We start from the raw sequence: 24,978 nt of genomic DNA on the forward strand, positions 1-24,978 counted from the left end.
CGGATGTGCTGCCGTACCCGACGTTAGGATCAGGCATGCCTCTCGAGGTGGGCGCCGTCGCGCCCGATTTCACACTCAAGGATCAGAACAACCAAGAAGTCACGCTCTCGGACTTCCGGGGTGAGAAGAACGTCCTTCTCGTGTTCTATCCGTTGGCGTTCACCGGCGTCTGCCAGGGCGAGTTGTGCCGCGTACGGGACGAGCTCCCGAAGTTCCAGAACGACGACGCCGAGATTCTCGCGATCTCCGTCGGCCCGTCGCCGACCCACAAGATCTGGGCGGCCGAGCAGGGTTACACATTTCCTCTGCTGTCGGATTTCTGGCCGCACGGTGAGGTCGCCGAGGCGTACGGCGTCTTCAACGACAAACTCGGCTTCGCCAATCGCGGCACCTTCGCGATCGACAAGGAAGGCGTCATCCGGTTCGCCGAGATGAACGGCCCCGGCGAACCCCGTGACCAGGCAGCTTGGGAGAAGGCGCTCACCGCGCTAAAGTCCTGAATGCAAATCCGGCGACGCGACGTCGCCGGATTTCGGGCGTGTAGCTCAGTGGTAGAGCTCTGGTTTTACACACCAGCGGTCGGGGGTTCGAAACCCTCCGCGCCCACATCGAAACCCCGCACTCGCGCATTGCGATGCGGGGTTTTTCACGTTCGTTCACACCGAATCCTGTCCCGGCCGAGCCGATACTGGAGGGACGACGACGGAACGGACGAAGATGGCGACGGACCCCACCGTCGATCCGACAGCGATCGACATCAGGCTGGACCCGATGCGGCAGCACCTGGTCGGGATCACTGCGCACAAACACCTGCCGTTCGATGTCCCGGTGATCAGTGAGATCGCGTTCAACCTGTGGCAGGGCGGCTGCCGGGAGGGCCTGGTCCTGCCGGACTTCGTCAAACACCTCGTCTCGCTCTACCCGTGGGAGCAGTACGACATCCGGCACACCGTCGATTCCGAGATGTACGTGCGCATGTACGACAGTGCCGAGCAGGGGTTCGAACAGGTCGACGCCCTCGCGGCGTGGGTGAACGTGTGCCGGGAGACCGGCCCGGTGCTGGTCCACTGCCAGGTGGGGCTCAACCGGTCGAGCCTGGTGGCGGCGCGGGCGATGGTGCTGTCCGACGAGGCGGACCCGGCCGGAGCGATCGCGGTACTGCGGGAGCGGCGCTCACCGGCCTGCCTGTGCAACGAGGCGTTCGAGGCCTGGCTGCTGGGCGAACCGGCGGCGTCCTCGTCAGACGCCCGCGACCCCGAGTAACTGTCCGATCCCGTAGGTGACTGCCATCGCGAGCGCGCCGCCCGTCACCACTCGCAGCACGGCGCGGGACCGGCGCGCCCCACCCAGTCGCGCGCTGAGGCTGCCCGTGATCGCGAGCGCCACCAACACGGCCACGAACGTCACCGGAATCCTCGCGGTGGCCGGCGGCAACAGGATCGCGAGCATCGGCAGGATCGCGCCGACGGTGAACGAGATCGCCGACGCGCCCGCGGCCTGCCACGGGTCGGTGAGTTCGTCGGGGTCGATCCCGAGTTCGGCCTCCGCGTGCGCGGCGAACGCGTCGTGCTCGGTCAATTCCTCGGCCACCTTCTGCGCGGTCTCCGGGGACAACCCCTTCGCCTGGTACAGCGCGGCGAGTTCCGCGAGTTCCGCGTCGGGAATCGTCGACAGCTCGAGCTTCTCCTTGGCCAACAGCGCCCGCTCGGTGTCGCGTTGCGTGCTGACCGAGACGTACTCGCCCAACGCCATCGACACGGCGCCGGCGGCGAGGCCGGCCAGGCCCGCGGTGAGGATGGGGCCGCGGTCGGTGGTGGCCGCCGCGACACCGACCACCAGACCGGCCACGGAGACGATGCCGTCGTTGGCGCCCAGTACGCCCGCGCGCAGCCAGTTGAGGCGCGACGACAGCGAGCCCAGGTGCGGTTCGGCGTCGTGGACACCGGCCGGACCGGCTTGTTCGGGCGACTCCTTGTGCGAGGTCACCTCTCGAAGAGTATTGCCGCCGCGCGCGCCCGACCAGCAATGGAAGGCTGTCCGAACTCGTAGGTTGGATGCCGCCCGCGGCGCGCAGGTAGGGTCGTGCCCCGGAACACATCGAATATGGGGGAAATGTCCGAATGGGTGTGATGATTCTTCTTGTCGTACTGATCCTGGTCCTGATCGTCGGGATCGTCGTGGTCGTCCAGCGCACGAAACCCAAGTCGGCGCCGCGCCGCGTCGACCCGCTGGCCGACTACCCGGAGGTCTACGACCCGCACAAGATCGGCGTCGGCGACATCATCACGTACGCGGGGATCGACCACGTCGTGCGCGGCACGATCGTCCTCGACGAGGAGGGCTACCAGTGGCGTGAGCACCTGCTCGACGGCTCCACCGGCCGCCGCTGGCTCACCGTCGAGGACGACGAGGGCGAACTCGAGATGACCTTGTGGATGCGGCGCGAGGGCACCGGTCTGGAGCCGGGCGGCGACGTCATCCTCGACGACCGGGTGTACCGGAAGATCGAGTCCGGGTCCGCGCGTTTCACCGCCGAAGGCACCACCGGCACGGCCCCGACCGGGTCCATGGACTACGCCGACTACGAGACCGCGGACAAGACCGGCCTGCTCGCGTTCGAGCGCTGGGCTCGGACGTCGTCGTGGGAGGTCTCGACCGGGCGTGCCGTCACTCGCAGCGAACTGACGGTGATCCACGCCGGTCCGGCGCAGTGAGCGTCCACCTACTCGACGTCGAGCCGACGGATGTCGCCGCGGATGCGCTCGGGCTGGTACTGGACGCCCCCGCGCCGCCGACGCTCGCGGACCTGCGCCTGCAGGACGGCCTCGCCGGCTCGCTGACACTGGGCGTGCTCGGTGCGTCCCACGTGGTGATCGGCCAGGCGGGCGGGCGGATGCTCACCGAGCAGGTCTCGTGCGAGGCCGTCCGGTCGGGTGGTACGCGCCTGCCGGAAGTGGAAGAGCGGCACGGCTATCGGTTCGTCTCCCGCACCGAACGGGTGCCGGAGGACGAGTTCCGGCGACGTGCGGCGGCCCTGCGTGAGCAGGCGTCGGGGACGGGCTGGGTGTGCGGGGCGTTCCCGGGCGATCGCGACGCGTTGACCGCGCTCACCGCGACGGCGCGTGCGGGGCAATGGCATTGGCTTACGTGGCACCTGTATCCCGGCGCCGGCGGCGGAACCGTCGTCTCGACCGAGAGCTGGTGGCGACCGTGAGGCGGGCAGTGGCCGGCGCGGTCCTCGGCGCCGTCGTCCTGCTGACGGCGGGTTGCGGCGGCAGCAGCGTACGCGACCACCTCGCCGCCGGCTTCGAGCACCGCGGCTCGCAGGGCGACATCACCAACTACTGGTCGCCGGACCCGGTGGGCACGACCGTGAGCCGGATCGTCGACGACGACGAACCCGCGGCGCGGAAAGCCGACGGCGGCAACGAGTACCTGCGCTACAACGACGACATCGTCACCGTCGGCCCCGCCGCGGGTGGCGGCAGCAACATCTCCGTCGAGGACCTCGACGGCCGCTACCGTGGCGGGCACTTCGTCTACCTCGGGCCCGGATTCACGCCCGGATCGCCTGCCGCGGGCAACACCTCCGGGGGATCCGGAGGCGCGAAATGACCACCATCACTCAGCAATCCGGGAGCGCGAACATGACCGTCACGAACCTGGCCGCGGCCACCGAGATCGGAACCGTCGAGTTCCTGCCGATGGTGGGCGGCGTGCTCGCCACCCTCGCGTTCTTCGCGGTCGGGGTCGCCGTCCTGGCGGCGGGCTTCGCGATGCTCGACGCGCTCACCCCGGGCAACCTGCGTCACCAGGTGTACGTGGAGAAGAACCCGAACGCGGCGCTGCTGCTCGGTGCCAATCACCTGTCGCTGGCCATCATCGTGGTCACCGCGATCGTCACCAGCTCCGACGGCTTCGCGCAGGGGCTCACCGATTCGCTGGTCTACGGCGTCGTCGGTGTGGTGCTGCAGGCGGCCGCGCTGTCGATCATGAACGTGCTGCTGCCCGGCCGGCTCGTCGCGCTGGTGGGTGAACCGCGCATGTGCGGGGCGGCGTGGGCCGTCGCGGTGACCCTGTTCTCGGTGGGCCTGGTCAACGCCGCCGCCCTGTCGTGACGGCGACCGCTCCGCCGGAGCCGTCGTCGACGGCCCCAGCACTCGGGCGCCGGTCGCGGGTGCTGCTGCTCGCTGCCGTCGCCGCGTGCGCGGCCTGTGGGCTGGTCTACGAGCTGGCGCTGCTGACACTGTCGGCGAGCCTGACCGGCGGCGGGATCACCGAGACCTCGCTCATCGTGGCCGGATTCGTCGCCGCGCTCGGCCTCGGGGCGCTCGCGGCCAAGCCGCTGCTGACCCGGGCGGCGCCGTCGTTCGTCGCCGTCGAGGTTGTGCTGGGCCTGGTGGGTGGTGTGAGCGCCGCCGCGCTGTACGTGGCTTTCACGTTCCTGGGGTCGTCGACGTGGGTGCTGGTGCTCGCGACCGCCGCGATCGGGATGCTCGTCGGCGCCGAGGTGCCCCTGCTCATGACGCTGCTGCAGACCGGGCGGGACACCGACGCCGCCGACACCGGCAAGGTGCTCGCCAACCTCAACGCCGCCGACTACGCGGGCGCCCTCGTCGGCGGCCTGGCGTGGCCGTTCCTGCTGCTCCCGGCGGCCGGGCTGATCCGCGGCACCGCGCTCACCGGCATGGTGAATCTGGTGGCCGCGGCGGTCGCGGCGCTGTTCCTGCTGCGCGGACACCTCAAGCCGGTGGCACGAGCGGCGGCAATGCTGGCGCTGCTGATCGCCGCGGCCCTCCTCGGTGCGCTGCTGGTGCGGGCGTCGGACATCGAGACGACGTCGCGCCAGCGGCTCTACCCCGACCCGGTGGTGTACGCGCAGCGTTCGCAATACCAGGAGATCGTGGTCACCGAGCGTTCGGGCGACATCCGCCTGTACCTGGACGGGGACCTGCAGTTCTCGAGCCGCGACGAACATCGCTACACCGAGACGCTGGTGTACCCGGTGCTCGCACGCGATCCGCAGCGGGTGCTGATTCTCGGCGGCGGAGACGGACTGGCCGCGCGAGAGGTGCTGCGCCAGGACGGCGTCCGCGAGATCGTCCAGGTGGAATTGGACCCCGCGGTGCTGGAGCTGGCCAACACCCGACTACGCGACCTCAACGGCGGCGCGCTCGAGGACGCGCGCGTACAGGTCGTGACCGCCGACGCGTTCCGGTGGCTGCGGGAACGTGACGGAGACGGGTTCGACGCCGTGATCGTCGACCTGCCCGACCCCGACACTCCGACGCTGGGCCGGCTGTACTCCACCGAGTTCTACGGGCTGGTCGGGACCGCGCTCAATCCCGGGGGGCTGATGGTGGTGCAGTCGGGCAGCCCGTACTCGACACCCGACGCCTACTGGCGGACCGTGTCGACCGTCGAATCGGTGGGCCTCGGGGTGACGCCGTACCACGCGTACGTGCCCAGTTTCGGCGACTGGGGCTACGTCCTCGCGCAGGCGGGACCGCCCCCGGCCCTGGCCCTCTCGCCGTCCGCGGCGCCCCGCAGGTTCCTCGACGACGCGAACCTCGCCGCCGCCGCGGTGTTCCCGCTGGACCGTCCACGGACCGTCCTCGAACCGTCGACCCTCGACCGGCCGCGGATCGTCGACGACATGCGTCGCGGGTTCGAGCGGTAGAGCGCCGGCTACGCCGCCGGACGCCCGGATTGATAGAAATACCGTCGTGTCTTCTTCAATTCGGCGAGGTCCCCGGCCCACTGCCCGCGCGGCCGGACTCGTCCTCGGATACGTCGCCGATCGGGCCTTCGGCGATCCCCGGCGCATGCACCCGGTGGCCGGATTCGGTCTCGCGGCAATGGCATTGGAGAAGCGCACCTACGTGGACAGCCGACTCTCGGGGGCCACCCACACCGCAATTCTGGTGGGCGCCACGGCTGCCGTCGGTGTGCTCGCCGAGCGTCTCGCCAGGCGGGCCGGCTGGGCGGGGGAGACGGCGGTGACCGCCGCGGCGACGTGGACGGTCCTCGGCGGCACCTCGCTCGCGAGCACCGGTCGGACGATGGCCCGGCACCTCGAGACCGGTGACCTGGCGTCGGCTCGTGCCCTGTTGCCGTCGCTGTGCGGGCGCGACCCGAGCGTCCTCGACGCCGACGGGCTGGCCCGCGCCAGCCTGGAATCCGTCGCGGAGAACACCTCCGACGCCACGGTCGGCGCCCTGTTCTGGGGATCGGTGGCGGGGGTGTCCGGCCTGCTCGCGTACCGGGCGTCGAACACGCTGGACGCAATGATCGGCTACCGCAACGACAGGTACGGTCGGTTCGGCTGGGCGGCAGCGCGCTGGGACGACGTCGTCAACCTCGCTCCGGCCCGCCTCGCCGGGGCGCTGACCGTTGCCGCGGCCCCGGTCGTCGGGGGCTCCCCGGGCGCGGCGTGGGAGGCGTGGCGGCGGGACGCGTCCGCGCACCCGAGCCCCAATGCCGGTGTGGCCGAGGCCTCGGCGGCAGGTGCGCTGGGCGTGCAGTTGGGTGGCCGGACCGAGTACGCGCACGGCGTGGAGCTGCGGCCCACCCTCGGCTCGGGCCCCGCGCCCGTCGTCGCAGATCTCGAGCGGGCCGCGCGCCTGTCGTCGGCGGTCCAGGCCGGGACGGCGGTGGTGGCCGCTGCAGCCGCCCTGATCCTGGGCCGGCGCCGGTCGCGGGGCGCCTGACACTGTTGCGATGATTCCTCGCCGCGGTCGAGGTCCCTCCCTGCAGGATTGCAGCGAGGAGGCAGCAATGATCATCGTGGCGGGGCATCTGACGGTCGCGGCGGAGGACCGGTCGGCCTACCTGGACTCGTGCCGGGACGTCGTGGCGCAGGCCCGATCAGCGCCCGGGTGCATCGAGTACTCGCTCGGCGCCGACCTACTGGAACCCGATCGGATCAACGTCCTGGAGATGTGGACGACGCGCTCCGCCCTCGACGCCTTCCGTGGCGACGGACCCGGCGACGACCTGGCGGCGCGCATCCTGGCGATCGACGTCGGTGAATTCGAGTGCGACCGTCCGTGACCGGCAGGCGCTCCGTCAGCGGTGCTTGCCGTAGCGGTCGGCGAGCTTGGCCTCCGACGCCGTGATCGGGGCGTCCTCGGTCTTGTTCCTGCGGCGCAGTCCGCGGCGGGCCGGCAACTGGAACTCGTCGGGATCCGACGCCGTCGGCTCGGGCACGGCCGGTGCCGCCGGCGCCGCGACGGTCGGGGCGGGCGCGACGACATCGGGCACGTCGGGGCTCCCGGGGACCGCAGTCTCCGCCGTCCGCTGCTTGGCTTTGCGGCGCTCCCGCAGTTCGGCGCGCACGAAGTAGGCGAGGCCGAGCGGGGCCATGATGCCGAATGCCAGCCATTGCAGGCCGTACGACAGGTACGGGCCGGCGTCGATCTGCGGGAGCGGGATGGTGCCGAGGCCTCCCGGTTGGGCGTCGTCCAACTGCAGGTAGCCGTTCACCAGATCGGTGCCGATGAATTGGCCGATCTGGCCGGAGTCGATGTAGTAGACCTGGCGGGTGCCGGCCTCGTTGATCGGCTCCTTACCGGGAACGGTGCCCTCCGACATCCGGATCCGGCCCTCGACCGTCACCTGGCCGGTGGGCGGTGCCGGAATCGGCGGGGCCTGCGTGCCCTGTTCGGGGCGGACGTAGCCGCGGTTGACGAGGAGGGTGTCGCCGTCGGTCATCCGGAGCGGCGTGAGCACCTCGAACGCGGGCTTGTCCTCGACCGAGCGCAGCCGCACCAGCAGGTCGCTGTCGGGGACGTAGGTTCCGCTCACGAGGACCCTGCGCCACTCGTCGTCCGCTGCCGGGCCGCCCGCGTCGAGCAGCGTGTCGATCGACACCGCCTCCGCGTTCAACGACTGCTCGAGCAGTCCGTTGCGCTGCTCGGTCCGGGTGTTCTTGCCGAGCTGCCACGGGGCCAGCACGGTGAAGCACATGAAGGCGAAACCGGCGACCACGGCAGCCAATGCCAGCCAGCCGGGTCGCAGCAGAAACGTCAGCCTACGCACGGCTACCACGGTACTGGCTCGCGCGCAGGTCAGTTCTCCCGCACCCAGTCCAGCAGGCCGGGCACGGCCGCCTCGATCTGGTCGCGGACGAGTTCGAAATCGGTGACGTCGCCGTAGTACGGGTCGGGCACCGAATCACCGTCGGCACCGGGATCGAAGCTGCGCAGCAACCGGCGGCGTTCGGCGGGCACCCCGAGCCGAGCGAGGATCCGGTCGTGCCCCGAGTCGAGCGGAACCACCAGGTCGGCGGACAGATGCTCGTCGTCGACCCTCGCGGCGCGGTGACCGGTGGGGTAGCCGGCGGCCTCGAGGACCTTGTCGGTGCGCGGGTCCGCACCGTCACCCACGTGGTACCCGTGCGTGCCCGCACTCGAGACGCGGACCCTGTGGTCGAGTCCCGCGCGGCGCACGTGCTCGGCGAAGATGCGTTCCGCCATGGGGGAGCGGCAGATGTTTCCGGTGCACACGAACGTGACGTGAATCATGCCCATGTCACGCCGCCCGGGTCAGGATCCGGGCGAGCTCGGCGACCGTCGGCGCCGTCCATCGGGCCTTCTCTGCCTCGACGGGGGTCCCGTAGCCCCACTCGACGAACACCGTGGGAATGCCCCAGTGCCCGGCGCCGTGCACGTCGTGTTCACGGTCGCCGATCATGACGACGTCGACGGTCCCGCCCACGGTTGCCGGCAGCCCGAGCCCACCGAGAACGTGCTCGATCACGTCGGCCTTGGCGCGCCGCGATCCGTCGCTGCTGGCGCCGCCGATCACCTCGAAGTAGTGGGCCAACCCGAAGTGCTCGAGGATCCGGATCGCGAACTTCTCCGTCTTGGACGTCGCGACCGCCATCCTCGCTCCGGTGCCACGGGCCGCCACGAGCATCGCCTCGACCCCGTCGTACACCTCGTTCTCCGACCACCCGAGGGCGTCGTAGCGTTCGAAGTACGCGGCCAGTGCCGCCGCGGTGGCCGCCTCGTCCAGGCCCATGCCGCGCATCGAGTCCATCAGCGGCGGGCCGATCACCGTCCCGAGCATCTCGGCGGTGGGGGCGGGCGCACCGACCGCGGCGAGCGCGTGCCGGAAACCGTTGTGGATGCCGAGGGCGGAGTCGGTGAGGGTGCCGTCGAGGTCGAACAGCAGGACAGGGGCGAGGGGCGAAGCGGACGATGTCACCCGTTCATTGTGATCGAGCGCCCGCGGCGGCACTCATCGGCTCGCGCCGTAGGCTCGACGGCTATGGAATTCGGTTCGGGGACGGCGCTGGACGCGCTCGCGCGCTTGCGGCACCACGGCGACGCCGAGGCCGACCCCGGACTGCTCGACTTCGCGGTGAACGTGCAGGGTGACGGCCCGCCGGAGTGGTTGCGACGCCGACTCGCCGACGCGCTGACCGGGCTGGGCCGGTACCCGGCCGCGGCGGCGGACCGTCGTGCGCGCGAGCAGGTCGCGAGCCGGCACGGGCGCCACCCCGAGGAGGTGCTGCCCCTCGCCGGGGGCGCCGAGGGGTTCGCCATGCTGCCGCGGCTGCAACCGCGCGAGGCGGCGCTGATCCACCCGTCGTTCACGGAGCCCGAACTGGCACTGCGCGAGGCCGGTGTCCCCGTCACGCACGTGACACTCGATGCCCCGTACCGGCTCGATCCCTCGTCGGTGCCCGAGTCCGCGGACCTGGTCGTGATCGGCAACCCCACCAACCCGACGTCGGTGCTGCACCCCGCCGCCGACGTCCTCGCGTTGCGCCGGCCGGGACGGATCCTGGTGGTCGACGAGGCGTTCATGGATGCGGTGCCGGGGGAGACGGAATCGGTCGCCGGGTACGCCCTGCCCGACGTCCTGGTGCTGCGCAGCCTGACGAAGACGTGGGCACTGGCCGGACTGCGCTGCGGCTACGCCCTCGGCCACCCCGACGTCCTGGACCGGTTGAGCGTCGGACGCCCGCACTGGCCGGTCGGCAGCCTGCAGCTCGAGGCGATCACCGCGTGCAGCGAGCCCACCGCCGTCGCCGAGGCGGGGGAGAAGGCGCTGCGGATCGCGGCCGACCGCCACACTGCGGTGGCGCTGCTACGGGACGCGGGGATCGCCGTGCACACCCCTGCGGCGGCTCCGTTCCTGCTGCTGCGCCTGCCGGACGGTGAGCGCATGCGCAGCCATCTGCGTGAGCGCGGCGTCGCGGCGCGCCGCTGCGACACCTTCCCGGGCCTCGGCCCCGACTTCCTGCGCATCGCGGTGCGACCGCGGGCGATGACCGAACAGTTGATCGTGACGATGAGGGAGATCCTGTGACCACCACCCCGACTGCCCCGACCCTGGCGGACGTGATCGGCGTCCTCGAGGCGGCATACCCGCCGGCGTTGGCCGAGTCGTGGGACTCGGTGGGCCTCGTGGCCGGTGACCCCGCCGACGAGGTGCGCACCGTGGTGGTCGCCGTCGACGCCACCGCCGCGGTGGTCGACGAGGCGCTCGCGACCGGAGCCCAGTTGCTGCTGGTGCACCACCCGCTGCTGCTGCGCGGCGTCGACACCGTCGGCGCGCACACCCCGAAGGGCGCGCTGCTGCACCGGCTGATCCGCGGCGGATGTGCGCTCTACAGCGCGCACACCAACGCCGACCGGGCCGATCCCGGGGTCTCGGACGCACTCGCCGGCGCGCTGGGCCTGGTCGCGACCCGCCCGCTGATCCCGATCCCCGACACGGTCACCGACAAGTGGGTGGTGATGGTGCCCACCACGGACACCGCGCGGGTGCGCGAGGCGCTGTTCGCGGCCGGGGCCGGCGAGCTCGGTGACTACCGCGAGTGCAGTTGGACGGTGACCGGCGACGGCCAGTTCCGGCCGCTGCCGGGCGCGACCCCGGCGCTCGGCGCGGTCGGCGAGGTCGAGGCGGTGCGTGAGGACCGCGTCGAGGTGATCGCACCGCGCACGGCGCGGGCCCGGATCCTGGCGGCGCTGCGCGCGGCGCACCCGTACGAGGAACCGGCGTTCGACGTGTTCGAGACGGCGGACTTCCCCGGGAGCCGGGGACTGGGCCGCATCGGTGAGCTGCCCGAGCCGCAGACCCTGCGGGAGTTCACCGCGCGGGTCGCCGCGGCGCTACCCCGCACGGAGTGGGGTGTGCGGGCGGCCGGCGATCCCGATCGCGTCGTCCGCACCGTCGCGGTGTGCGGCGGGTCGGGTGACTCCCTGCTCGACACGGTGTCCGGTCTCGGCGCCGACGTCTACGTCACCGCCGACCTGCGGCACCACCCGGCCGACGAGCACCTGCGCCGGGGCGGCCCGGCCCTCGTGGACGTGGCGCACTGGGCCAGCGAGCAGCCGTGGTGTGCGCAGGCCAAGGGAGTGCTCGACGCGCGCTTCGGGAGCGTCGAGGGATGGGGAGTGCGGGTGACCGAACTGCGCACCGACCCGTGGACCGTCGCCTGCCACTGACACCGGCCGCGGCGGGGTGCCCGATGTGGTCGGTGCATCGCGTCGTCGGGGGTACGGTTGACACCTGATCTCGGCCCGTTCGAGAACTCGTGACCAACAAGAACACAGCAGGAGCTTCCACGCGTGAACGTCGATCCCTCAGTGCAGTCCAAGCTTCTCCAGCTCGCCGGTGTGGACACCGAGCTGGCACGGCTCGCGCACCGTCGCTCCGCCCTGCCCGAGCAGCAGGAAGTGGAGCGGCTCGAGGCCGAGCGTCTCTCCCGCAAGGATGCGGCCGTGGCCGTGGAGATCGTGCTCGACGACCTGGACCGCGACATCAAGAAGCTCGAGGGTGAGGTCGACGCCGTCCGCCAGCGCGAGACACGGGACCGCAAGCTGCTCGAGGGCGGCACCCTGGCCCCGAAGCAGCTGTCCGAGCTGCAGCACGAACTCGGCAGCCTGGAGCGCCGGCAGAGCGTCCTCGAGGACGAGCTGCTCGAGGTGATGGAGCGCCGTGAGGCGTCGCAGGCTGATCACGACCACGCGGGCGCCCGCCTGACCCAGGTCGAGGACGAACTGATCGACGCCGAGCGCCGCCGCGACGACGCCGTCGCCGACCTCGACAAGACGCAGGAACGCTGCGACACCGACCGCGCCGGCCTGGTGGGACTGTTCCCCGACGACCTGCTCGCAATCTACGAGAAGCAGCGCACCGAGCGCGGTGTCGGCGCGGCGCTGCTGCAGGCCCGCCGCTGCGGCGCCTGCCGCATCGAGATCGACCGGGGCGAGCTGGCCCGCATCGCCGCCACCCCCGCCGACGTTGTCGTCCGATGCCCCGAGTGCAGCGCAATCATGGTGCGCACCAAGGAGTCCGGTCTGTGACCTCGGGCCGAGTCGTCGTCGAGGCCGACGGCGGATCGCGTGGCAACCCCGGGCCGGCGGGCTACGGCGCCGTGGTGTTCGACGCCGACCGGGGCCGGGTGCTGGCCGAGCGCCGTGAGTTCCTCGGCGTGGCCACCAACAACGTCGCCGAGTACCGGGGGCTGATCGCGGGCCTGACCGCCGCCCGGGACCTCGGCGCGCACGAGGTGGACGTCCGGATGGACTCCAAGCTCGTCGTCGAGCAGATGTCGGGTCGCTGGAAGGTCAAGCACCCGGACATGATTCCGCTCGCGCAGCGGGCCCGCGAGGTGGCCGGCGGGTTCGCGAGGGTGACGTACACGTGGATCCCGCGGGCCGAGAACTCGCACGCCGACCGCCTAGCCAACGAGGCCATGGACGGCGAGGACGCCATCACCTCCGGGTTCGACGTGGCGGACACGGCGCTCGTCGACGCACCCGAGGTGGCGCCGGTGCCCGCCGCCGAGCCCGCCTCCGAGACCGCCGCGGCGCCCGGCTGGACCGGTGCGGTCGGCGCGCCGACGCGGATGCTGCTGCTGCGCCACGGTCAGACCGAACTGTCCGTCGAACGCCGCTACTCGGGCCGCGGCAACCCCGCGCTCACCGAGTTCGGGCGCGCACAGGCGCGGTCGGCGGCGCGGCGGCTGGCCGACAAGGGCGCGATCGCGGCGGTGGTGTCGTCGCCGCTCGGCCGCGCCCGGGAGACCGCGTCCGCGGCAGCCGATGCGCTGGGTCTACCGGTCACCGTCCACGAGGGCCTGACCGAGACCGACTTCGGCAAGTGGGAGGGGCTCACGTTCGCCGAAGCCCAGCGGCGTGACCCCGAGGTGCACAGCCGCTGGCTGTCGGACACGTCGGTGCGTCCGCCCGAGGGCGAGAGCTTCGACGAGGTGCGGGCCCGGATCGAGGCGGTCCGGGACGACCTGACGGCGTCGTACGCGGGGGCGAACATCCTGGTGGTGACGCACGTGACGCCGATCAAGACGCTGCTGCAGCTGGCGCTCGACGTCGGGCCGTCCCTGCTCTACCGATTGCACCTGGACCTGGCGTCGCTCAGCATCGCCGAGTTCTACCCGGACGGCGGTTCGTCGGTCCGGCTGGTCAACGATACGTCGCACTTGTAGGACCGTCGTCGTGCCGGGGCAGGGCGACGCCGAGGAACACCAGCACGATGCCGGCGACGAGGTGGAGCCAGCTCGAGGCGTGATCGATCGACATGAAGTTCGACGCCGTCTCGGGTCGGATCACCAGCCCGTACACCGCCAACATGACCGAGACCAGGCCGGCGGCGATGAGGAACATCTCGGCGGCGGCCAGCTTGCGCGACATCGCGAGCCCGACGACCCCGCTGACGATGTGCGCGGCGTTGTGCAGGACGGACACCTCGATCACCCCCAACATGCGGGCGCCCGTTCCGGGGCCGGCCCACGCGATGTCGTCGACGCCGGACGTGACGCCCGGAACGAAACCGAGCAGTCCGATCGCCAGTAGGGCAGCCGCGACGACGGTCGCGGCGAGTTGAGTCGTCGTCCGGGCGAGGCCTTCGGGCTCGTCCATCGAATCCACCTCCGGTGGGCACACTGTTGCTCGACTCTCGGGTACCCATTCTTCCCGGACTCCCACCCGGTGAGCATCCGATTGGATTACGGATGGACAGCAGGCGTAGCCTCGACCGCTGTGAACGCCCTGCTGACCTGTCGCCGCTACGTGGACAACTGTCTGCAGGCGAGCGCGGTCTGTCACTGCTGACATCCGGTCGACCACTCCGAGTCCCGGATCGGCTCCTTCTTCCGAGCCTGTCGTGCGTCCTCCTCGGTCGCGCACGTGTCGTCGTGCGCCGCCGTCTCCACATCTCCACCCGAAAGGCCCTCATGTCGGCCCCCACCCTCGACGCGCCCCGGCGCGCTCTGCCCAAGTGGGCAACCTCCTTCGGCCCGCAGATCGTCGCGGGCCTGATCCTCGGCGTCGTGCTCGGTCTGATCGCCCGCGCGATGCCCGACGCCGCCGACGGGAACGAGAACTGGCTCGTCGGTACCGTCAAGACGCTCGGCTCGAGCTACGTGGCGCTGCTGACCGTCGCGGTCATCCCGCTGATCTTCACCGCGATCGTCAGTTCCATCGCGAACCTGCGCAACGTCGCGAACGCAGCGCGTCTGGCAGTGCAGACGCTGCTGTGGTTCGCGATCACCGCGTTCATCGCGGTGCTGATCGGAATCGTCGTCGGCCTGATCACCCAGCCGGGGTCCAACACCACCGTCGACGCAGACGCGGCGTCCGCACCCAAGAGCGGTGGGTCGTGGTGGGCGTTCCTCACGGGCCTGGTGCCGCAGAACTTCCTCGGCCTCGGCGCCAAGACCACCGTCACCGGTGATGCCGCCTCCGGGTTCTCCGCGACCACGTCGCTGAGCTTCAACGTCCTGCAGCTGCTCGTCGTCGCGATCGCGATCGGCATCGCCGCGCTCAAGGTGGGCGAGAAGGCCGAGCCGTTCCTGAACTTCAACGCCGCGCTGCTCGCGATCGTGCAGAAGGTGCTGTGGTGGATCATCCGCCTGGCCCCGATCGGTACCGCGGCGCTGATCGCCAAGGCCGTCGCGACGTACGGCTGGGATGCGATCGGTCAGCTCGGCGTGTTCACCGTCGCCATCTACATCGGTCTGGCCATCGTCTTCTTCGTCGTGTATCCGATCATCATCCGCGTGCACGGGTTGTCGGTGAAGAACTTCTACTCCGGCGTGTGGCCCGCCACCCAGTTGGGCTTCGTGTCGCGGTCCTCGATCGGCACGCTGCCGCTCACCGAGCGGGTCACCGAACGCAACCTCGGTGTGCCGCGCGAGTACGCGTCGTTCGCGGTGCCGCTCGGCGCCACCACCAAGATGGACGGCTGCGCGGCCGTCTACCCGGCGATCGCGGCCATCTTCGTGGCCCAGTTCTACGGCATCGACCTGAGTGTCACCGACTACCTGCTGATCGTGGTGGTCTCGGTGATCGGTTCCGCGGCCACCGCCGGCACCACCGGCGCCACCGTGATGCTGACGCTGACGCTGTCGACGCTGGGGCTGCCGCTGGCCGGTGTCGGTCTGCTGCTCGCGGTCGAGCCGATCGTCGACATGGGCCGCACCGCGCTCAACGTCACGGGACAGGCTCTGGTCCCGACGATCGTCGCCAAGCGGGAGGGCATCCTCGACGAGGAGCTGTACAACGCGCCGCGCCAGGGTGACCCGTTCGCGGACGAGTCGCTCGAACCGACCCGCTGATTCACAGAACCAGCCACAGGACGGTCGTCGCCGCGACGACCGTCAGGGGAGTGGTGGCCAGCCCGAGCTTGGTGAAGGTGCCGAGCTCGGGCCGGCATCCACCGGCCGCCGCGACGCGGCGCCACAGCATGGTCGCGAGCGATCCGACGTAGGTGAGGTTGGGGCCGAGGTTGACGCCGATCAGCAGCGCCAGCACCAGGCCGGTCGGCGCCGTCGGCCCCAGGACCGCGAGCAGCAGCAGCGTCGCCGGCAGGTTGTTGAGCAGATTCGCCGTGACGGCGGCGACCAGCGCGACGGTGAGCATGCCCGCGAGGCTCGCATCCCGGGGCAGCAGGCCGGCGAGCCAGTCGCCGATCGGGCCCGATGCGACGCCGGCCACCACGACGCCGAGCGCGAGCACGAACGCGCAGAACCACAGGTCGGCCGCGAACAGCATCCGACGAGGCGTGGTGCGGCCGTCGCGCAGTGCGGGCACGGCCAGCACCAGCGCGCCCGCCGCAGCAATCCATCCGGGGGCGACTCCGACCAGGCCACCGACGGTGAATCCGACGAGGGTCGCCGCCAACACCGACAGCGCGAACACCGGAGCCGGGCGGGCCTCGGGTGCCGGGGCGGCGGACTCGTCCGGCGCATCGGCCGCAGCCAGGTCGCGGCGGAAGAAGATGCGGAACACCACCCACTCGAGCGCGATCGTCACCACCCACGGCAGCGCCATCACCGCGGAGAAGTGAACGAACGTCAGCCCGGTCGCGGAGAACGCGATCAGGTTCGTCAGGTTCGACACCGGGAGCAACGTCGACGCCGAATTCGACAGGTGTGCGGTGGCATACGCGTGCGGCCGAGCGGGGAGGCCCAGTGTGCGGGCGGCTCGGATCACCACCGGGGTCAGCAACACCACCGTCGCGTCGAGGCTGAGCACGGCGGTCGTGATCGACGCGACCGCGAACACCGCCACGAGCAGGCGCACGGGGCCGCGCGTGCCGTCGCGGGTGAGGACCCCGGCCACCCAGCCGAAGACGCCCGCCGCGTCCGCCAGGTGCGCGAGGACGAGGATCGCCGCGAGGAACCCGACCGTCGGCGCCAGCGCGGTGATCTCGGCCCACGCCTGCGACGGCGTCACGACACCGATCGCCACTGCCACCGCCGCCGCCGGTCCGGCCACGACGATCTCGGGTAGACCCCGCGGGCGCACTGTCGCGAAGACCAGCACCGCGGCCACGAGCAGGATCGCCGCGATCGGGAGAACACTCACTTCAGGAGTTTCACCAGGGTGCGCAGGTTGCGGGTCGTGGTGACCGCCTTGAGTTTCGGCTTGCCGGTGTTCCTGCCGAAACTGCTCTTCAGCGTCATCCCGCGCTCCACCTCCCAGTACAGGACGCCGTCGCCGGCTTCGATCCGCTCGATCTCGGGGTCCAGCGAATCCTTCACCTCGAGCAGTCCGTCGAGCACGGGGGTGTCCGCCGTGAACATCACGTACGGGTGCCAGCCCTCACGTTCCGGGTCGAACGGATACGACTCGACGATCCGGGACAGGGCCGCGGTCTCGAGGACGAACACCCAGGCCTCGTAGCCGAAGGTCTTCCGGAGCGCGGCCTCGATGGTCGCCTTCAGACCCGCGGGGTCCGTCGAGTCCGAGGAGAACAGGACGTTGCCCGACGCGAGGACGGTCTTCGCCCCCTCGAACCCGAGGTCGACGAAGACCTGGCGCAGGTCGGCCATCTTGATGTTGATGCCGCCGACGTTGATTCCACGCAGAAGTGCCACGTAACGCGTCATGGCGCGACGATAGTGCGGTGCACCGACACCGCGGGTTCGGACACGGCGACCGCACCCAGTAGTCTTGTCGTGCGGACGAGTTGGCTGGGCGGCCGCGGCCACGGGAACCGGCATCCGCGCGATGCGAGGCCCGGGGCCGAGGAAAGTCCGGACTCCACAGAGCAGGGCGGTTGCTAACGGCAACCCGAGGTGACTCGCGGGACAGTGCCACAGAAAACAGACCGCCGGTGCTCAGGCGCCGGTGAGGGTGAAAAGGTGCGGTAAGAGCGCACCAGCGCCCCGGGTGACCGGGGCGGCTAGGTAAACCCCGCCCGGAGCAAGGTCGAAGGCCGCACCGGTGTCCTCCGGGACGACGGTGCGGCTGCGCAGGTGTTCGAGGGCTGCTCGCCCGAGCCTGCGGGTGGACCGCTCGAGGTACCCGGCAACGGTGTGCCCAGATGGATGGTCGCCACCCGGCGCGCGAGCGTCGGGGACAGGATCCGGCTTACACGCCGACTCGTCCGCCCACCCGCCATACGACGAAGGCCCCCGGTCGACACCGGGGGCCTTCGTCGTCGTATGTCCTACTGGAAGTAGCCGCCGATCGGGTTGATCATGAGCAGCTTGGCCCAGTACTCGGCGCCGGTCTGGCCGAGGTAGGGAAGAAGCGTGTCGAAGATGATGTAGGACATGCGGGGCTCCGATCTGTGACGCCAGCGCGTCGAAACTGGGGTGACGCGAGGCGTCGGCGAATATGCGCGGTACGCGCAGAGATTAGCAGCCGGAGTCGAATTGTCACAGACCTACGTCCGCGTCTTCCCCTCGTCTTCCCTGCGTCGTCACACGCCCGCCGCGCACCGATCGCGGATGCGATGGTGGGCGGGCGCCGCGCGGGGCACACTGAGGGAATGAGCGACGACGACAAGCAGTGGTACTTCAGTCTCAGCAACGGATCGGTCAGCCAGGGCAAGGCGGCCAACGTGTTCGATCGGATGGGGCCGTACCCGGACCGGGAGAGCGCCGAACGGGCGCTGCAGACCGCGGCCGAACGGAACAAGGCCGCGGACGACGCGGACGACGAGTGGAACGCCTGACCGACACCCCGCGGGCCGTCGCCATGGCCCGGATGACGGCCCACGGCGTCGACTTCCGCTCGGTCCGCGCCGAATTCGCGCTCGAGGAGGAGTTCTCCGCGGCCGTGCTCGCCGAGGTGGCGGCGGCCGAGGACGCCTGGCTCGGCGAGCGCGCGGACCGGACGGCGCTGCCGCTGGTGACGATCGACCCGCCGGGGTCGATGGACCTGGACCAGGCACTGCACCTCGAACGCACCGCGAGCGGATTCGTTCTGCACTACGCGATCGCCGACGTCGGTGCGGTGATCCGGCCCGGTGGCGCCCTGGACCTGGCGGCGCGGGAACGCGGCCAGACCGTCTACCTGCCCGACGGTTCGGTGCCGCTGCACCCGCGGCCGCTGTCGGAGGGGTCCGCGAGCCTGCTGCCGGACACGATCCGGCCCGCCGCTCTGTGGCGGATCGAACTGGACCACGACGCCCACCCGGTCGAAGCGAGCGTCGTGCGGGCGCTGGTCCGTTCCGTTGCGCGCTTCGACTACGCGACGGTGCAGGCGGATTCGCGGTCGGGAACGTTGCACCCGTCCATCGCGGCACTGCCCGAGTTCGGCAGGCTGCGGGCGGCGGCCGCGCTCGACCGGGGTGCGATCGAACTGCGTCTGCCCGAGCAGCGCGTCGTCGCCGACGGCGACGGCTGGCGGGTGGAGATCGAACCGCGCACCGAGGCCGACGACTGGAATGCCGAGGTGTCCTTGCTGACCGGAATGTGCGCGGCCCGGATGATGCTCGACGCGGGCGTCGGTGTGCTGCGGACGATGCCGGCGGCGGCGCCCTCCGCGGTCGAGTCGCTGCGGCGTACCGCCGATGCGCTCGGGGTGGCGTGGACGGACGGGGCCGGGGTCGGCGCAGTGCTGGCCGGCCTCGACCCGAACACCGCCGCGTCCCTCGTCATGATGACCGAGGCGACGACGCTGCTGCGCGGGGCCGACTACGTGGCATTCGACGGCGAGATCCCGGACGCGGTCGGGCACTCGGGAATCGGCGGCCCGTATGCGCACGTGACGGCACCGTTGCGGCGGTTGTCCGATCGGTTCGCCGCCGAGGTGTGCCTGGCGGTCTCGGCGGGTGTGGCGGTGCCGGACTGGGTACGCGCGGCACTCCCGTCGCTGCCCGCGCTGATGCGCACGTCCGACTTCCGGGCCGGTCGGGTCGACCGGGCGTGCGTGGACCTCACCGAGGCCACCCTGCTCGCCGGGCGCGTCGGTGAGGTGTTCGACGCGACGGTGCTGCGGGCCTCGAACGGCAGACGCGGGGCGGAGGTGTTCGTGCCGGCGGTCTCGGTGATCGCGAAGTGCACGGGTGATCCGGGCGAGGGCGACGAGGTGAAGGTGCGCCTGACACAGGCCGATGTCGTGGGCAGGTCCGTGCAGTTCGCGTTCCCCGCGTGATCAGTGCCGGAGGTCGAGGTCCCGGTAGGCCCGTCGAATGGCCTTGACGTGGCGGGGCAGTGCGTCCAGCGCTCGCCCGGCCGTCTCCTCCTCGGTGGCGTACAGCAGTCCGTACGTGAACGTGTCCTCGTCGTCCTCACGGGCCTGCACGACAGTGTCGATGATCCACGCCCGGGCGAGCACCCCGTCCTGGTGATCGCCGAGCAGCGTCTGCAGAGTCTTCGCGGCGCGGCCGAGGTCGGCCGCCGACGGTTCGGCCACCGCGACGGCCTCGGCGGCGTACCGGAGTTTCTTGGCCCGCTTGCGAACCCGGTGCAGCGCCGGCCCGACGTCGGCGCCGTCCTCGTCGACGAGCCTGCGGACCTTCTTCGCGGCCTTGCGGAGTTGTCGGTACGCCTTGTCGAGGCCGGCGCGCAGCGTCACGTCGGGGGGAACCGCATACTCGCCGGAGGTGATCTCGTCGAGCAGTGCGCACAGCGCCGCGTACCGCGGCTCGGCGAGAACCTCGACGGCGTTCGCGTGCGCGCCGCGATACAGGTCCTGTTGCGTGCCCACGAGCCGCTGGTGCACCGATCCGACGACGAGGTCGCCCGGTTGCGCGTCGATGAGGGTGGAGAAGCGGTCCGCCAGGACCTCCGCGTCACGGGCCTTCCCGAGAACCGATCCGAGCCAGCGCAGTTCGGCCCGTGCCGTTCTCGTCGCCTCCGGCGGGAAGGCCCGCCGGTAGGAGCCGAGCACACTCCGGAGCCGTCGCGTGGACACCCGCATCTGGTGCACCGAGTCGTCGGCGTCCGCGCGCACGTCCGCGGCGAGCGAGACCAGTCGCTCGTAGTGTCCCCGCGCCGCGGGAACGATCACCTCGGGCACCCCGGCCCCGTGCTGTCGTGCCGCCACGGTTCAGGTCTACCAGTGCGGGCGGTGCGCGTCGACCGAAACCGTCACGCGCGGAAGCGGTCCGTGGCCTCGACCAGGCGATGGGTGATACCCGGCTCCGCGGCGGCGTGGCCCGCGTCGTCGATGATGTGCAGTTCGGAACCGGGCCACACGCGGTGCAGTTCCCATGCGCTGGTGGCCGGACACACGACGTCGTAGCGGCCCTGCACGATCACCCCCGGGATCGAGGCGAGCGCGGCGGCGTCGCGCAGCAACTGGCCCTCGTCGAGGAAGCCCGCGTTGCGGAAGTAGTGGTTCTCGATCCGCGCGAACGCCAACGCGAATCGTGGTTCCGACGTCTCGTCGACGCGCTCGGGCCGCGGCAGCAGCGTACTGGTCGCGCCCTCCCAACTGGACCAGGCGATCGCGGCCCGCAGTGCGACGTCGGGATCGTCGGAGTGCAGCAGGGCGTGATACGCCTCGACCAGGTCGCCGGATCGCTGCTCGGACGGCACCGGGGCGAGGAACTGCTCCCACCGCTCGGGGAACACGTTCCCGGCGCCGCCGTTGTAGTACCAGTCGATCTCGCTGCGGCGCAGCAGGAAGATCCCGCGCAGTACCAGTTCGGTGACCCGTTCCGGGAAACGCTGCGCGTAGGTCAGGGCCAGCGTCGATCCCCACGAGCCGCCGAACACCTGCCAGCGGTCGACACCGAGATGCTGCCGGAGCGCCTCGATATCGGCGACGAGGTGATCGGTGGTGTTCACCGACAGGTCCGCGCCGTCGGCCACGTGCGGTGTGGAACGTCCGCAGCCGCGCTGGTCGAACAGCACGATCCGGTAGGCCGCGGGATCGAAGAAGCCGCGATGCGCGGGATCGGTGCCGCCGCCGGGACCGCCGTGGAGGAAGACGACGGGCTTGCCGTCCGGGTTGCCGCTGACTTCCCAGTACAGGAGCTGGCCGTCACCGACGGACAGGAACCCCGTCTCGTGTGGGGAGATCGGGGGATACGGCGTACGCACGGCTCAGAAGCCGATCAGCGCGGACGCGAGGTTCGGGATCTCGAGCGCGTAGAGCGCGCCGTCGCGGACCTGGGGGCACTGCGCGGTGGTGATGGTGTCGATCTGCCCCCGGTCGCCGGCGAGCTTCAACAGATCGATCCCGTTCGCCGTGGCCCACGAGATCACGACGGTGTTGAGACCGCCCTTGCCGATCGTCGGCGTGTACGTGCGCCAGCTCTGCAACTGCTCGTCGATGTCGGAGCACAGCTGCGTGGCCTGCGCGTCGGTGACACCGGTGGCCGCACCACTCTCGCCCCCGGCCGTGGCCGAGGGCTGCGTGGCCGACGACTTCGGGGTCGACGTCAGCGCGGACGTCTGCGCGCTGTTGCCGGGCGTCGGGGAATCGCCGGTGCTGCTGCAGCCGCCGACGAGGGCGGCGAGTGCGGCGGTCGCGGCGACGGTGGCCGCGAGGCGTCCTCGGCGTGCGGTCATGGATGCACCTCGGTTCTGGTCGGGGAGCTGCTGCGCAGTCCGGAATGTCGAGTGTGCCAAAAAACGGGAAGGTCGTCCGATCTCGTCGGACGACCTTCCCGTCGTGGGATGCGGGGGACGCGTCAGAAGCTGTGCTCGGCGTCGGGGAACGCCCCGGACCGGACCTCGGACGCGTAGGCGGCCGCGGCGTCGCGCAGCGCGGTGCCGACCTCGCCGAAGCGCTTGACGAACTTCGCGGTCTTGCCGGTGGTGAATCCGGCCATGTCCTGCCAGACCAGCACCTGGGCGTCGCACTCGTTGCCGGCGCCGATCCCCACGGTCGGAATCGTGAGCTTGCGGGTCACCTGGCCGGCCAGTTCGGCGGGCACCATCTCCATGACGACGGAGAACGCACCCGCCTCCTGTACGGCGATCGCGTCCGCAACGAGCTGCTCGGCGCCGTCGCCGCGCCCCTGCACGCGGAAGCCGCCCAGGCTGTTGACGGACTGCGGGGTGAAGCCGATGTGCGCCTGCACGGGGATCCCGGCAGCGGTGAGCGCCGCGATCTGCGGGGCCACCCGCTCGCCACCCTCGAGCTTGACGGCGTGCGCCTGCCCCTCCTTCATGAAGCGGAAGGCCGTCTCGAGCGCCTGCTGCGGGGAGGCCTCGTACGTGCCGAAGGGCAGGTCGGCGATGACGAGGGCGTGCGGTGCGCCGCGCACGACGCCGCGGACGAGGGGGAGCATCTCGTCGATCGTGACCGGCACCGTGGTGTCGTAGCCGTAGACGACGTTCGCGGCGGAGTCGCCCACGAGGAGCACCGGGATGCCGGCCTCCTCGAACAGCCGAGCGCTCGAGTAGTCGTAGGCGGTGAGCTCGGCCCAGCGGGTGCCCTCGCTCTTCATCGCCTGTAGATGATGGATGCGGGTCTTGCGCTTGGGTGCCGCGGGAGCGGCGGAACCGTAGACAGCGTTTTCGGACATCGTTGTCCCTTTCTGGCCTCGAGGCCCGACTGTGCGGGTCCCCGGGTGGGATGCTGACGGTCTCAGTCTGCCACCGTGTCGCGGGGGCACGTAGAGCTGTTTCGGTGCCGTTCGTCACACCTCTCCTCCGCGGGTCAACTGGGGGTTCAGGGTCGCGTGGCACGATCGAGGTATGCAGTCCAGACCCCGCTTGCTCACGGCCGCTGCGATCGGGGCGGTGGCCGTTCTGGCGGCCGGCTGCAGCTCGGCGGACAGATCGGACACCGTGGTCGGCACCCCGGTGGCCGAGGCCGTCGCGGGGGCGGGGCAGGTGCCGCCCGGGCTCGAGACGTTCTACACGCAGCAGATCGCGTGGGGCTCGTGCGACGGGTTCGCCACCGACGGCGACGAGTTGAGTCCGTCGCTCGAGTGCGCGCGGGTCACCGTGCCCCTCGACTACGCGGCGCCCGCCGGTGACACCGCGCAGATCGCGATCTCCCGGGCCCCCGCCACGGGCGCCCGGCTCGGTTCGATCCTCGTCAACCCCGGCGGCCCGGGTGCGTCGGGGCTGAGTTCGGCGTCGATTCCGGAGGGCACCGAACTGGCGGAGCGGTTCGACATGATCGGCTTCGACCCGCGCGGGATCGGGGCGTCGACGCCACAGGTGCGGTGCCTGACGCCGCAGGAGAGCGACGCCGAGCGGCGGGACGCGGACGTCGACATGAGCCCGGCGGGCATCGCGTACGTGGAGGAGAAGAACCGGACGTACGCCGCCCGCTGTGCGGAGCGTTCGGGGCTGCCGCTGCTCGCGCACGTCGGGACCCGGGAGGTCGTGCGTGACATGGACGTCATCCGGTCGGTCCTCGGCGACGCGAAGCTGAACTATCTCGGGTTCTCGTACGGCACCCGGATCGGCACCCAGTACGCCGAGACGTTCCCGCGGAACGTGCGGGCGATGGTGCTCGACGGCGCGCTCGATCCCGAGCAGGACCCCGTCGAGGAGGTGGTGCTGCAGGGGGCGGGGTTCCAGCAGGCGTTCGACGCGTTCGCGGCCGAGTGCGCGCAGACGGCGAACTGCCCGCTCGGCACCGATCCGAGTCGCGCGAACGCCCGCTTCCGCGCCCTGGTCGATCCGCTCGTCGCGCGGCCGGCCGCCACCACGGACCCGCGGGGGCTCAGTTACTCCGACGCGATCACCGGGGTGACGCAGGCGCTGTACTCGCCGAGCCTGTGGAGTTCGCTGCGCGGCGGGCTGTCGAGCCTCGCCGACGGTAACGGCGACACGCTGCTGCTGCTCGCGGACCTCTACGAGGGGCGCGCGGACGACGGCAGCTACTCGAACATCAACGACGCCTTCAACGCGATCCGCTGCGTCGACGACCCGCCGCTGACCGACCGGGCCGTGGCGGGGGAGGCGGACATGCGCTACCGGGAGGCGGCGCCGTTCCTCGACGACGGCCGCGGCACCGGCAACGCACCACTCGATGCGTGCGCGTTCTGGCCCGTGCCGAATACCGGTGCGCCGCACACCATCGACCCGGTGGCGATCGAGGGGCTCCCGACGCTCGTGGTGGTGTCGACGACGCAGGACCCTGCCACGCCGTACCAGGCGGGCGTGGACCTGGCGAAGCAGTTGAACGCCGCGCTCGTGACGTACCGCGGCGCGCAGCACACCGCGTCGTTCGACGGCGTCGCCTGCATCGACGATCCGTTGACGCGCTACTTCGTCGATCTCACCGTTCCGGATCCGGACCTGACGTGCTGAGCTGCGCCGACGAGACCGATTTCACGATGTAACACAGA

At 71.0% G+C, this 24,978-nt stretch carries 28 protein-coding genes, 1 tRNA gene and 1 other RNA gene; 19 read left to right on the forward strand and 11 right to left on the reverse strand.

What is annotated here, in order from left to right; all coding sequences use genetic code 11:
- The first annotated feature begins 35 nt into the window (after positions 1-35).
- The 3 genes from ABEU20_RS02250 to ABEU20_RS02260 all read left to right on the forward strand — a co-directional run bounded on the left by ABEU20_RS02250 (position 36) and on the right by ABEU20_RS02260 (position 1,263).
- Positions 36-500: a peroxiredoxin gene (locus ABEU20_RS02250; protein ID WP_420162753.1), complete on the forward strand. Its 465-nt coding sequence runs from the start codon at positions 36-38 to the stop codon at positions 498-500.
- 34 nt (positions 501-534) lie between these two features.
- Positions 535-606, forward strand: a tRNA-Val gene (locus tag ABEU20_RS02255).
- A gap of 111 nt (positions 607-717) precedes the next feature.
- Positions 718-1,263 (forward strand): protein-tyrosine phosphatase family protein, encoded by a 546-nt coding sequence (locus ABEU20_RS02260; protein ID WP_420162754.1) that lies wholly within the window; start codon positions 718-720, stop codon positions 1,261-1,263.
- On the opposite strand, the gene ABEU20_RS02265 is transcribed toward ABEU20_RS02260, so the two are convergent.
- Positions 1,240-1,986, reverse strand: coding sequence for a VIT1/CCC1 transporter family protein (locus tag ABEU20_RS02265; protein WP_420162755.1), 747 nt, complete (start codon positions 1,984-1,986; stop codon positions 1,240-1,242). The genes ABEU20_RS02260 and ABEU20_RS02265 overlap by 24 nt on opposite strands.
- A 134-nt stretch (positions 1,987-2,120) precedes the next feature.
- Here ABEU20_RS02265 and ABEU20_RS02270 point away from each other — a divergent pair, with 134 nt between their 5' ends.
- The 7 genes from ABEU20_RS02270 to ABEU20_RS02300 all read left to right on the forward strand — a co-directional run bounded on the left by ABEU20_RS02270 (position 2,121) and on the right by ABEU20_RS02300 (position 7,053).
- Positions 2,121-2,714: a DUF4178 domain-containing protein gene (locus ABEU20_RS02270; RefSeq protein ID WP_420162756.1), complete on the forward strand. Its 594-nt coding sequence runs from the start codon at positions 2,121-2,123 to the stop codon at positions 2,712-2,714.
- A complete protein-coding gene (locus tag ABEU20_RS02275; RefSeq protein WP_420162757.1) occupies positions 2,711-3,214 on the forward strand; it encodes a DUF2617 family protein in 504 nt (167 codons plus the stop codon). Before ABEU20_RS02270 ends, ABEU20_RS02275 begins: the two co-directional genes overlap by 4 nt.
- Positions 3,202-3,615, forward strand: a complete 414-nt coding sequence (locus ABEU20_RS02280; RefSeq protein WP_420162758.1) for a DUF4247 domain-containing protein — start codon at positions 3,202-3,204, stop codon at positions 3,613-3,615. The genes ABEU20_RS02275 and ABEU20_RS02280 overlap by 13 nt, the downstream gene beginning before the upstream one ends.
- Before the next feature lie 32 nt (positions 3,616-3,647).
- Positions 3,648-4,118: a DUF350 domain-containing protein gene (locus ABEU20_RS02285; protein WP_420162759.1), complete on the forward strand. Its 471-nt coding sequence runs from the start codon at positions 3,648-3,650 to the stop codon at positions 4,116-4,118.
- The gene (locus ABEU20_RS02290) at positions 4,115-5,680 is read left to right on the forward strand and encodes a polyamine aminopropyltransferase (protein WP_420162760.1); all 1,566 of its coding nucleotides are present in this window, start codon (positions 4,115-4,117) and stop codon (positions 5,678-5,680) included. Before ABEU20_RS02285 ends, ABEU20_RS02290 begins: the two co-directional genes overlap by 4 nt.
- Before the next feature lie 46 nt (positions 5,681-5,726).
- A complete protein-coding gene (locus ABEU20_RS02295; protein ID WP_420162761.1) occupies positions 5,727-6,710 on the forward strand; it encodes a cobalamin biosynthesis protein in 984 nt (327 codons plus the stop codon).
- A 67-nt stretch (positions 6,711-6,777) separates the two neighbouring features.
- A complete protein-coding gene (locus tag ABEU20_RS02300; protein WP_420162762.1) occupies positions 6,778-7,053 on the forward strand; it encodes a putative quinol monooxygenase in 276 nt (91 codons plus the stop codon).
- 15 nt (positions 7,054-7,068) lie between these two features.
- Here ABEU20_RS02300 and ABEU20_RS02305 read toward each other — a convergent pair whose 3' ends face one another.
- From ABEU20_RS02305 to ABEU20_RS02315, 3 genes are read right to left on the reverse strand one after another with little or no spacing between them, the layout of a single operon-like run.
- Complete coding sequence (locus tag ABEU20_RS02305) at positions 7,069-8,040, reverse strand: SURF1 family cytochrome oxidase biogenesis protein (protein WP_420162763.1); 972 nt, start codon at positions 8,038-8,040, stop codon at positions 7,069-7,071.
- Between the two features lie 29 nt (positions 8,041-8,069).
- On the reverse strand, positions 8,070-8,525 hold the full coding sequence (locus tag ABEU20_RS02310; RefSeq protein ID WP_420163128.1) for a low molecular weight protein-tyrosine-phosphatase: 456 nt from the start codon (positions 8,523-8,525) through the stop codon (positions 8,070-8,072).
- A 7-nt stretch (positions 8,526-8,532) separates the two neighbouring features.
- On the reverse strand, positions 8,533-9,210 hold the full coding sequence (locus tag ABEU20_RS02315; protein ID WP_420162764.1) for an HAD hydrolase-like protein: 678 nt from the start codon (positions 9,208-9,210) through the stop codon (positions 8,533-8,535).
- A gap of 63 nt (positions 9,211-9,273) precedes the next feature.
- Here ABEU20_RS02315 and cobC point away from each other — a divergent pair, with 63 nt between their 5' ends.
- The 4 genes from cobC to ABEU20_RS02335 all read left to right on the forward strand — a co-directional run bounded on the left by cobC (position 9,274) and on the right by ABEU20_RS02335 (position 13,465).
- Positions 9,274-10,320 (forward strand): Rv2231c family pyridoxal phosphate-dependent protein CobC, encoded by a 1,047-nt coding sequence (gene cobC, locus ABEU20_RS02320; protein WP_420162765.1) that lies wholly within the window; start codon positions 9,274-9,276, stop codon positions 10,318-10,320.
- Entirely contained in the window at positions 10,317-11,462 is a 1,146-nt protein-coding gene (locus tag ABEU20_RS02325) for a Nif3-like dinuclear metal center hexameric protein (protein ID WP_420162766.1), read from the forward strand. The genes cobC and ABEU20_RS02325 overlap by 4 nt, the downstream gene beginning before the upstream one ends.
- A gap of 123 nt (positions 11,463-11,585) precedes the next feature.
- Entirely contained in the window at positions 11,586-12,323 is a 738-nt protein-coding gene (locus tag ABEU20_RS02330; RefSeq protein ID WP_420162767.1) for a zinc ribbon domain-containing protein, read from the forward strand.
- Positions 12,320-13,465: a bifunctional RNase H/acid phosphatase gene (locus ABEU20_RS02335; RefSeq protein ID WP_420162768.1), complete on the forward strand. Its 1,146-nt coding sequence runs from the start codon at positions 12,320-12,322 to the stop codon at positions 13,463-13,465. The genes ABEU20_RS02330 and ABEU20_RS02335 overlap by 4 nt, the downstream gene beginning before the upstream one ends.
- On the opposite strand, the gene ABEU20_RS02340 is transcribed toward ABEU20_RS02335, so the two are convergent.
- Complete coding sequence (locus tag ABEU20_RS02340; protein ID WP_420162769.1) at positions 13,443-13,898, reverse strand: DUF4383 domain-containing protein; 456 nt, start codon at positions 13,896-13,898, stop codon at positions 13,443-13,445. The two genes, ABEU20_RS02335 and ABEU20_RS02340, sit on opposite strands and share 23 nt — an antisense overlap.
- Before the next feature lie 314 nt (positions 13,899-14,212).
- Here ABEU20_RS02340 and ABEU20_RS02345 point away from each other — a divergent pair, with 314 nt between their 5' ends.
- Entirely contained in the window at positions 14,213-15,595 is a 1,383-nt protein-coding gene (locus ABEU20_RS02345; RefSeq protein ID WP_420162770.1) for a dicarboxylate/amino acid:cation symporter, read from the forward strand.
- A gap of 1 nt (position 15,596) precedes the next feature.
- Here ABEU20_RS02345 and ABEU20_RS02350 read toward each other — a convergent pair whose 3' ends face one another.
- Positions 15,597-16,847, reverse strand: a complete 1,251-nt coding sequence (locus tag ABEU20_RS02350; protein WP_420162771.1) for an SLC13 family permease — start codon at positions 16,845-16,847, stop codon at positions 15,597-15,599.
- On the reverse strand, positions 16,844-17,371 hold the full coding sequence (locus ABEU20_RS02355; RefSeq protein WP_420162772.1) for a DUF1697 domain-containing protein: 528 nt from the start codon (positions 17,369-17,371) through the stop codon (positions 16,844-16,846). The genes ABEU20_RS02350 and ABEU20_RS02355 overlap by 4 nt, the downstream gene beginning before the upstream one ends.
- A 76-nt stretch (positions 17,372-17,447) precedes the next feature.
- On the opposite strand from ABEU20_RS02355, the gene rnpB reads away from it, so the two are divergent.
- The 3 genes from rnpB (at position 17,448) to ABEU20_RS02370 (ending at position 19,868) form a co-directional block, all read left to right on the forward strand.
- Positions 17,448-17,874: RNase P RNA component class A (gene rnpB, locus ABEU20_RS02360), an RNA gene on the forward strand.
- Positions 17,875-18,258: 384 nt separating this feature from the next.
- On the forward strand, positions 18,259-18,444 hold the full coding sequence (locus ABEU20_RS02365) for a hypothetical protein (protein ID WP_420162773.1): 186 nt from the start codon (positions 18,259-18,261) through the stop codon (positions 18,442-18,444).
- A gap of 23 nt (positions 18,445-18,467) precedes the next feature.
- A complete protein-coding gene (locus ABEU20_RS02370; RefSeq protein ID WP_420163129.1) occupies positions 18,468-19,868 on the forward strand; it encodes an RNB domain-containing ribonuclease in 1,401 nt (466 codons plus the stop codon).
- Here the strand turns inward: ABEU20_RS02370 and ABEU20_RS02375 are convergent, their stop codons facing one another.
- The 4 genes from ABEU20_RS02375 to panB form a co-directional block, all read right to left on the reverse strand.
- Positions 19,869-20,762, reverse strand: coding sequence for a CHAD domain-containing protein (locus tag ABEU20_RS02375; RefSeq protein ID WP_420162774.1), 894 nt, complete (start codon positions 20,760-20,762; stop codon positions 19,869-19,871).
- A 44-nt stretch (positions 20,763-20,806) separates the two neighbouring features.
- Entirely contained in the window at positions 20,807-21,763 is a 957-nt protein-coding gene (gene pip / locus ABEU20_RS02380; RefSeq protein ID WP_420162775.1) for a prolyl aminopeptidase, read from the reverse strand.
- A 3-nt stretch (positions 21,764-21,766) separates the two neighbouring features.
- On the reverse strand, positions 21,767-22,234 hold the full coding sequence (locus ABEU20_RS02385) for a hypothetical protein (protein WP_420162776.1): 468 nt from the start codon (positions 22,232-22,234) through the stop codon (positions 21,767-21,769).
- Positions 22,235-22,356: 122 nt separating this feature from the next.
- Positions 22,357-23,196, reverse strand: coding sequence for a 3-methyl-2-oxobutanoate hydroxymethyltransferase (gene panB, locus ABEU20_RS02390; RefSeq protein WP_420162777.1), 840 nt, complete (start codon positions 23,194-23,196; stop codon positions 22,357-22,359).
- A 172-nt stretch (positions 23,197-23,368) separates the two neighbouring features.
- Here panB and ABEU20_RS02395 point away from each other — a divergent pair, with 172 nt between their 5' ends.
- The gene (locus ABEU20_RS02395) at positions 23,369-24,940 is read left to right on the forward strand and encodes an alpha/beta hydrolase (RefSeq protein ID WP_420162778.1); all 1,572 of its coding nucleotides are present in this window, start codon (positions 23,369-23,371) and stop codon (positions 24,938-24,940) included.
- Positions 24,941-24,978 lie beyond the last annotated feature (38 nt).

The organism is Rhodococcus parequi (genome assembly GCF_046042785.1).
Lineage (GTDB): Bacteria > Actinomycetota > Actinomycetes > Mycobacteriales > Mycobacteriaceae > Prescottella > Prescottella parequi.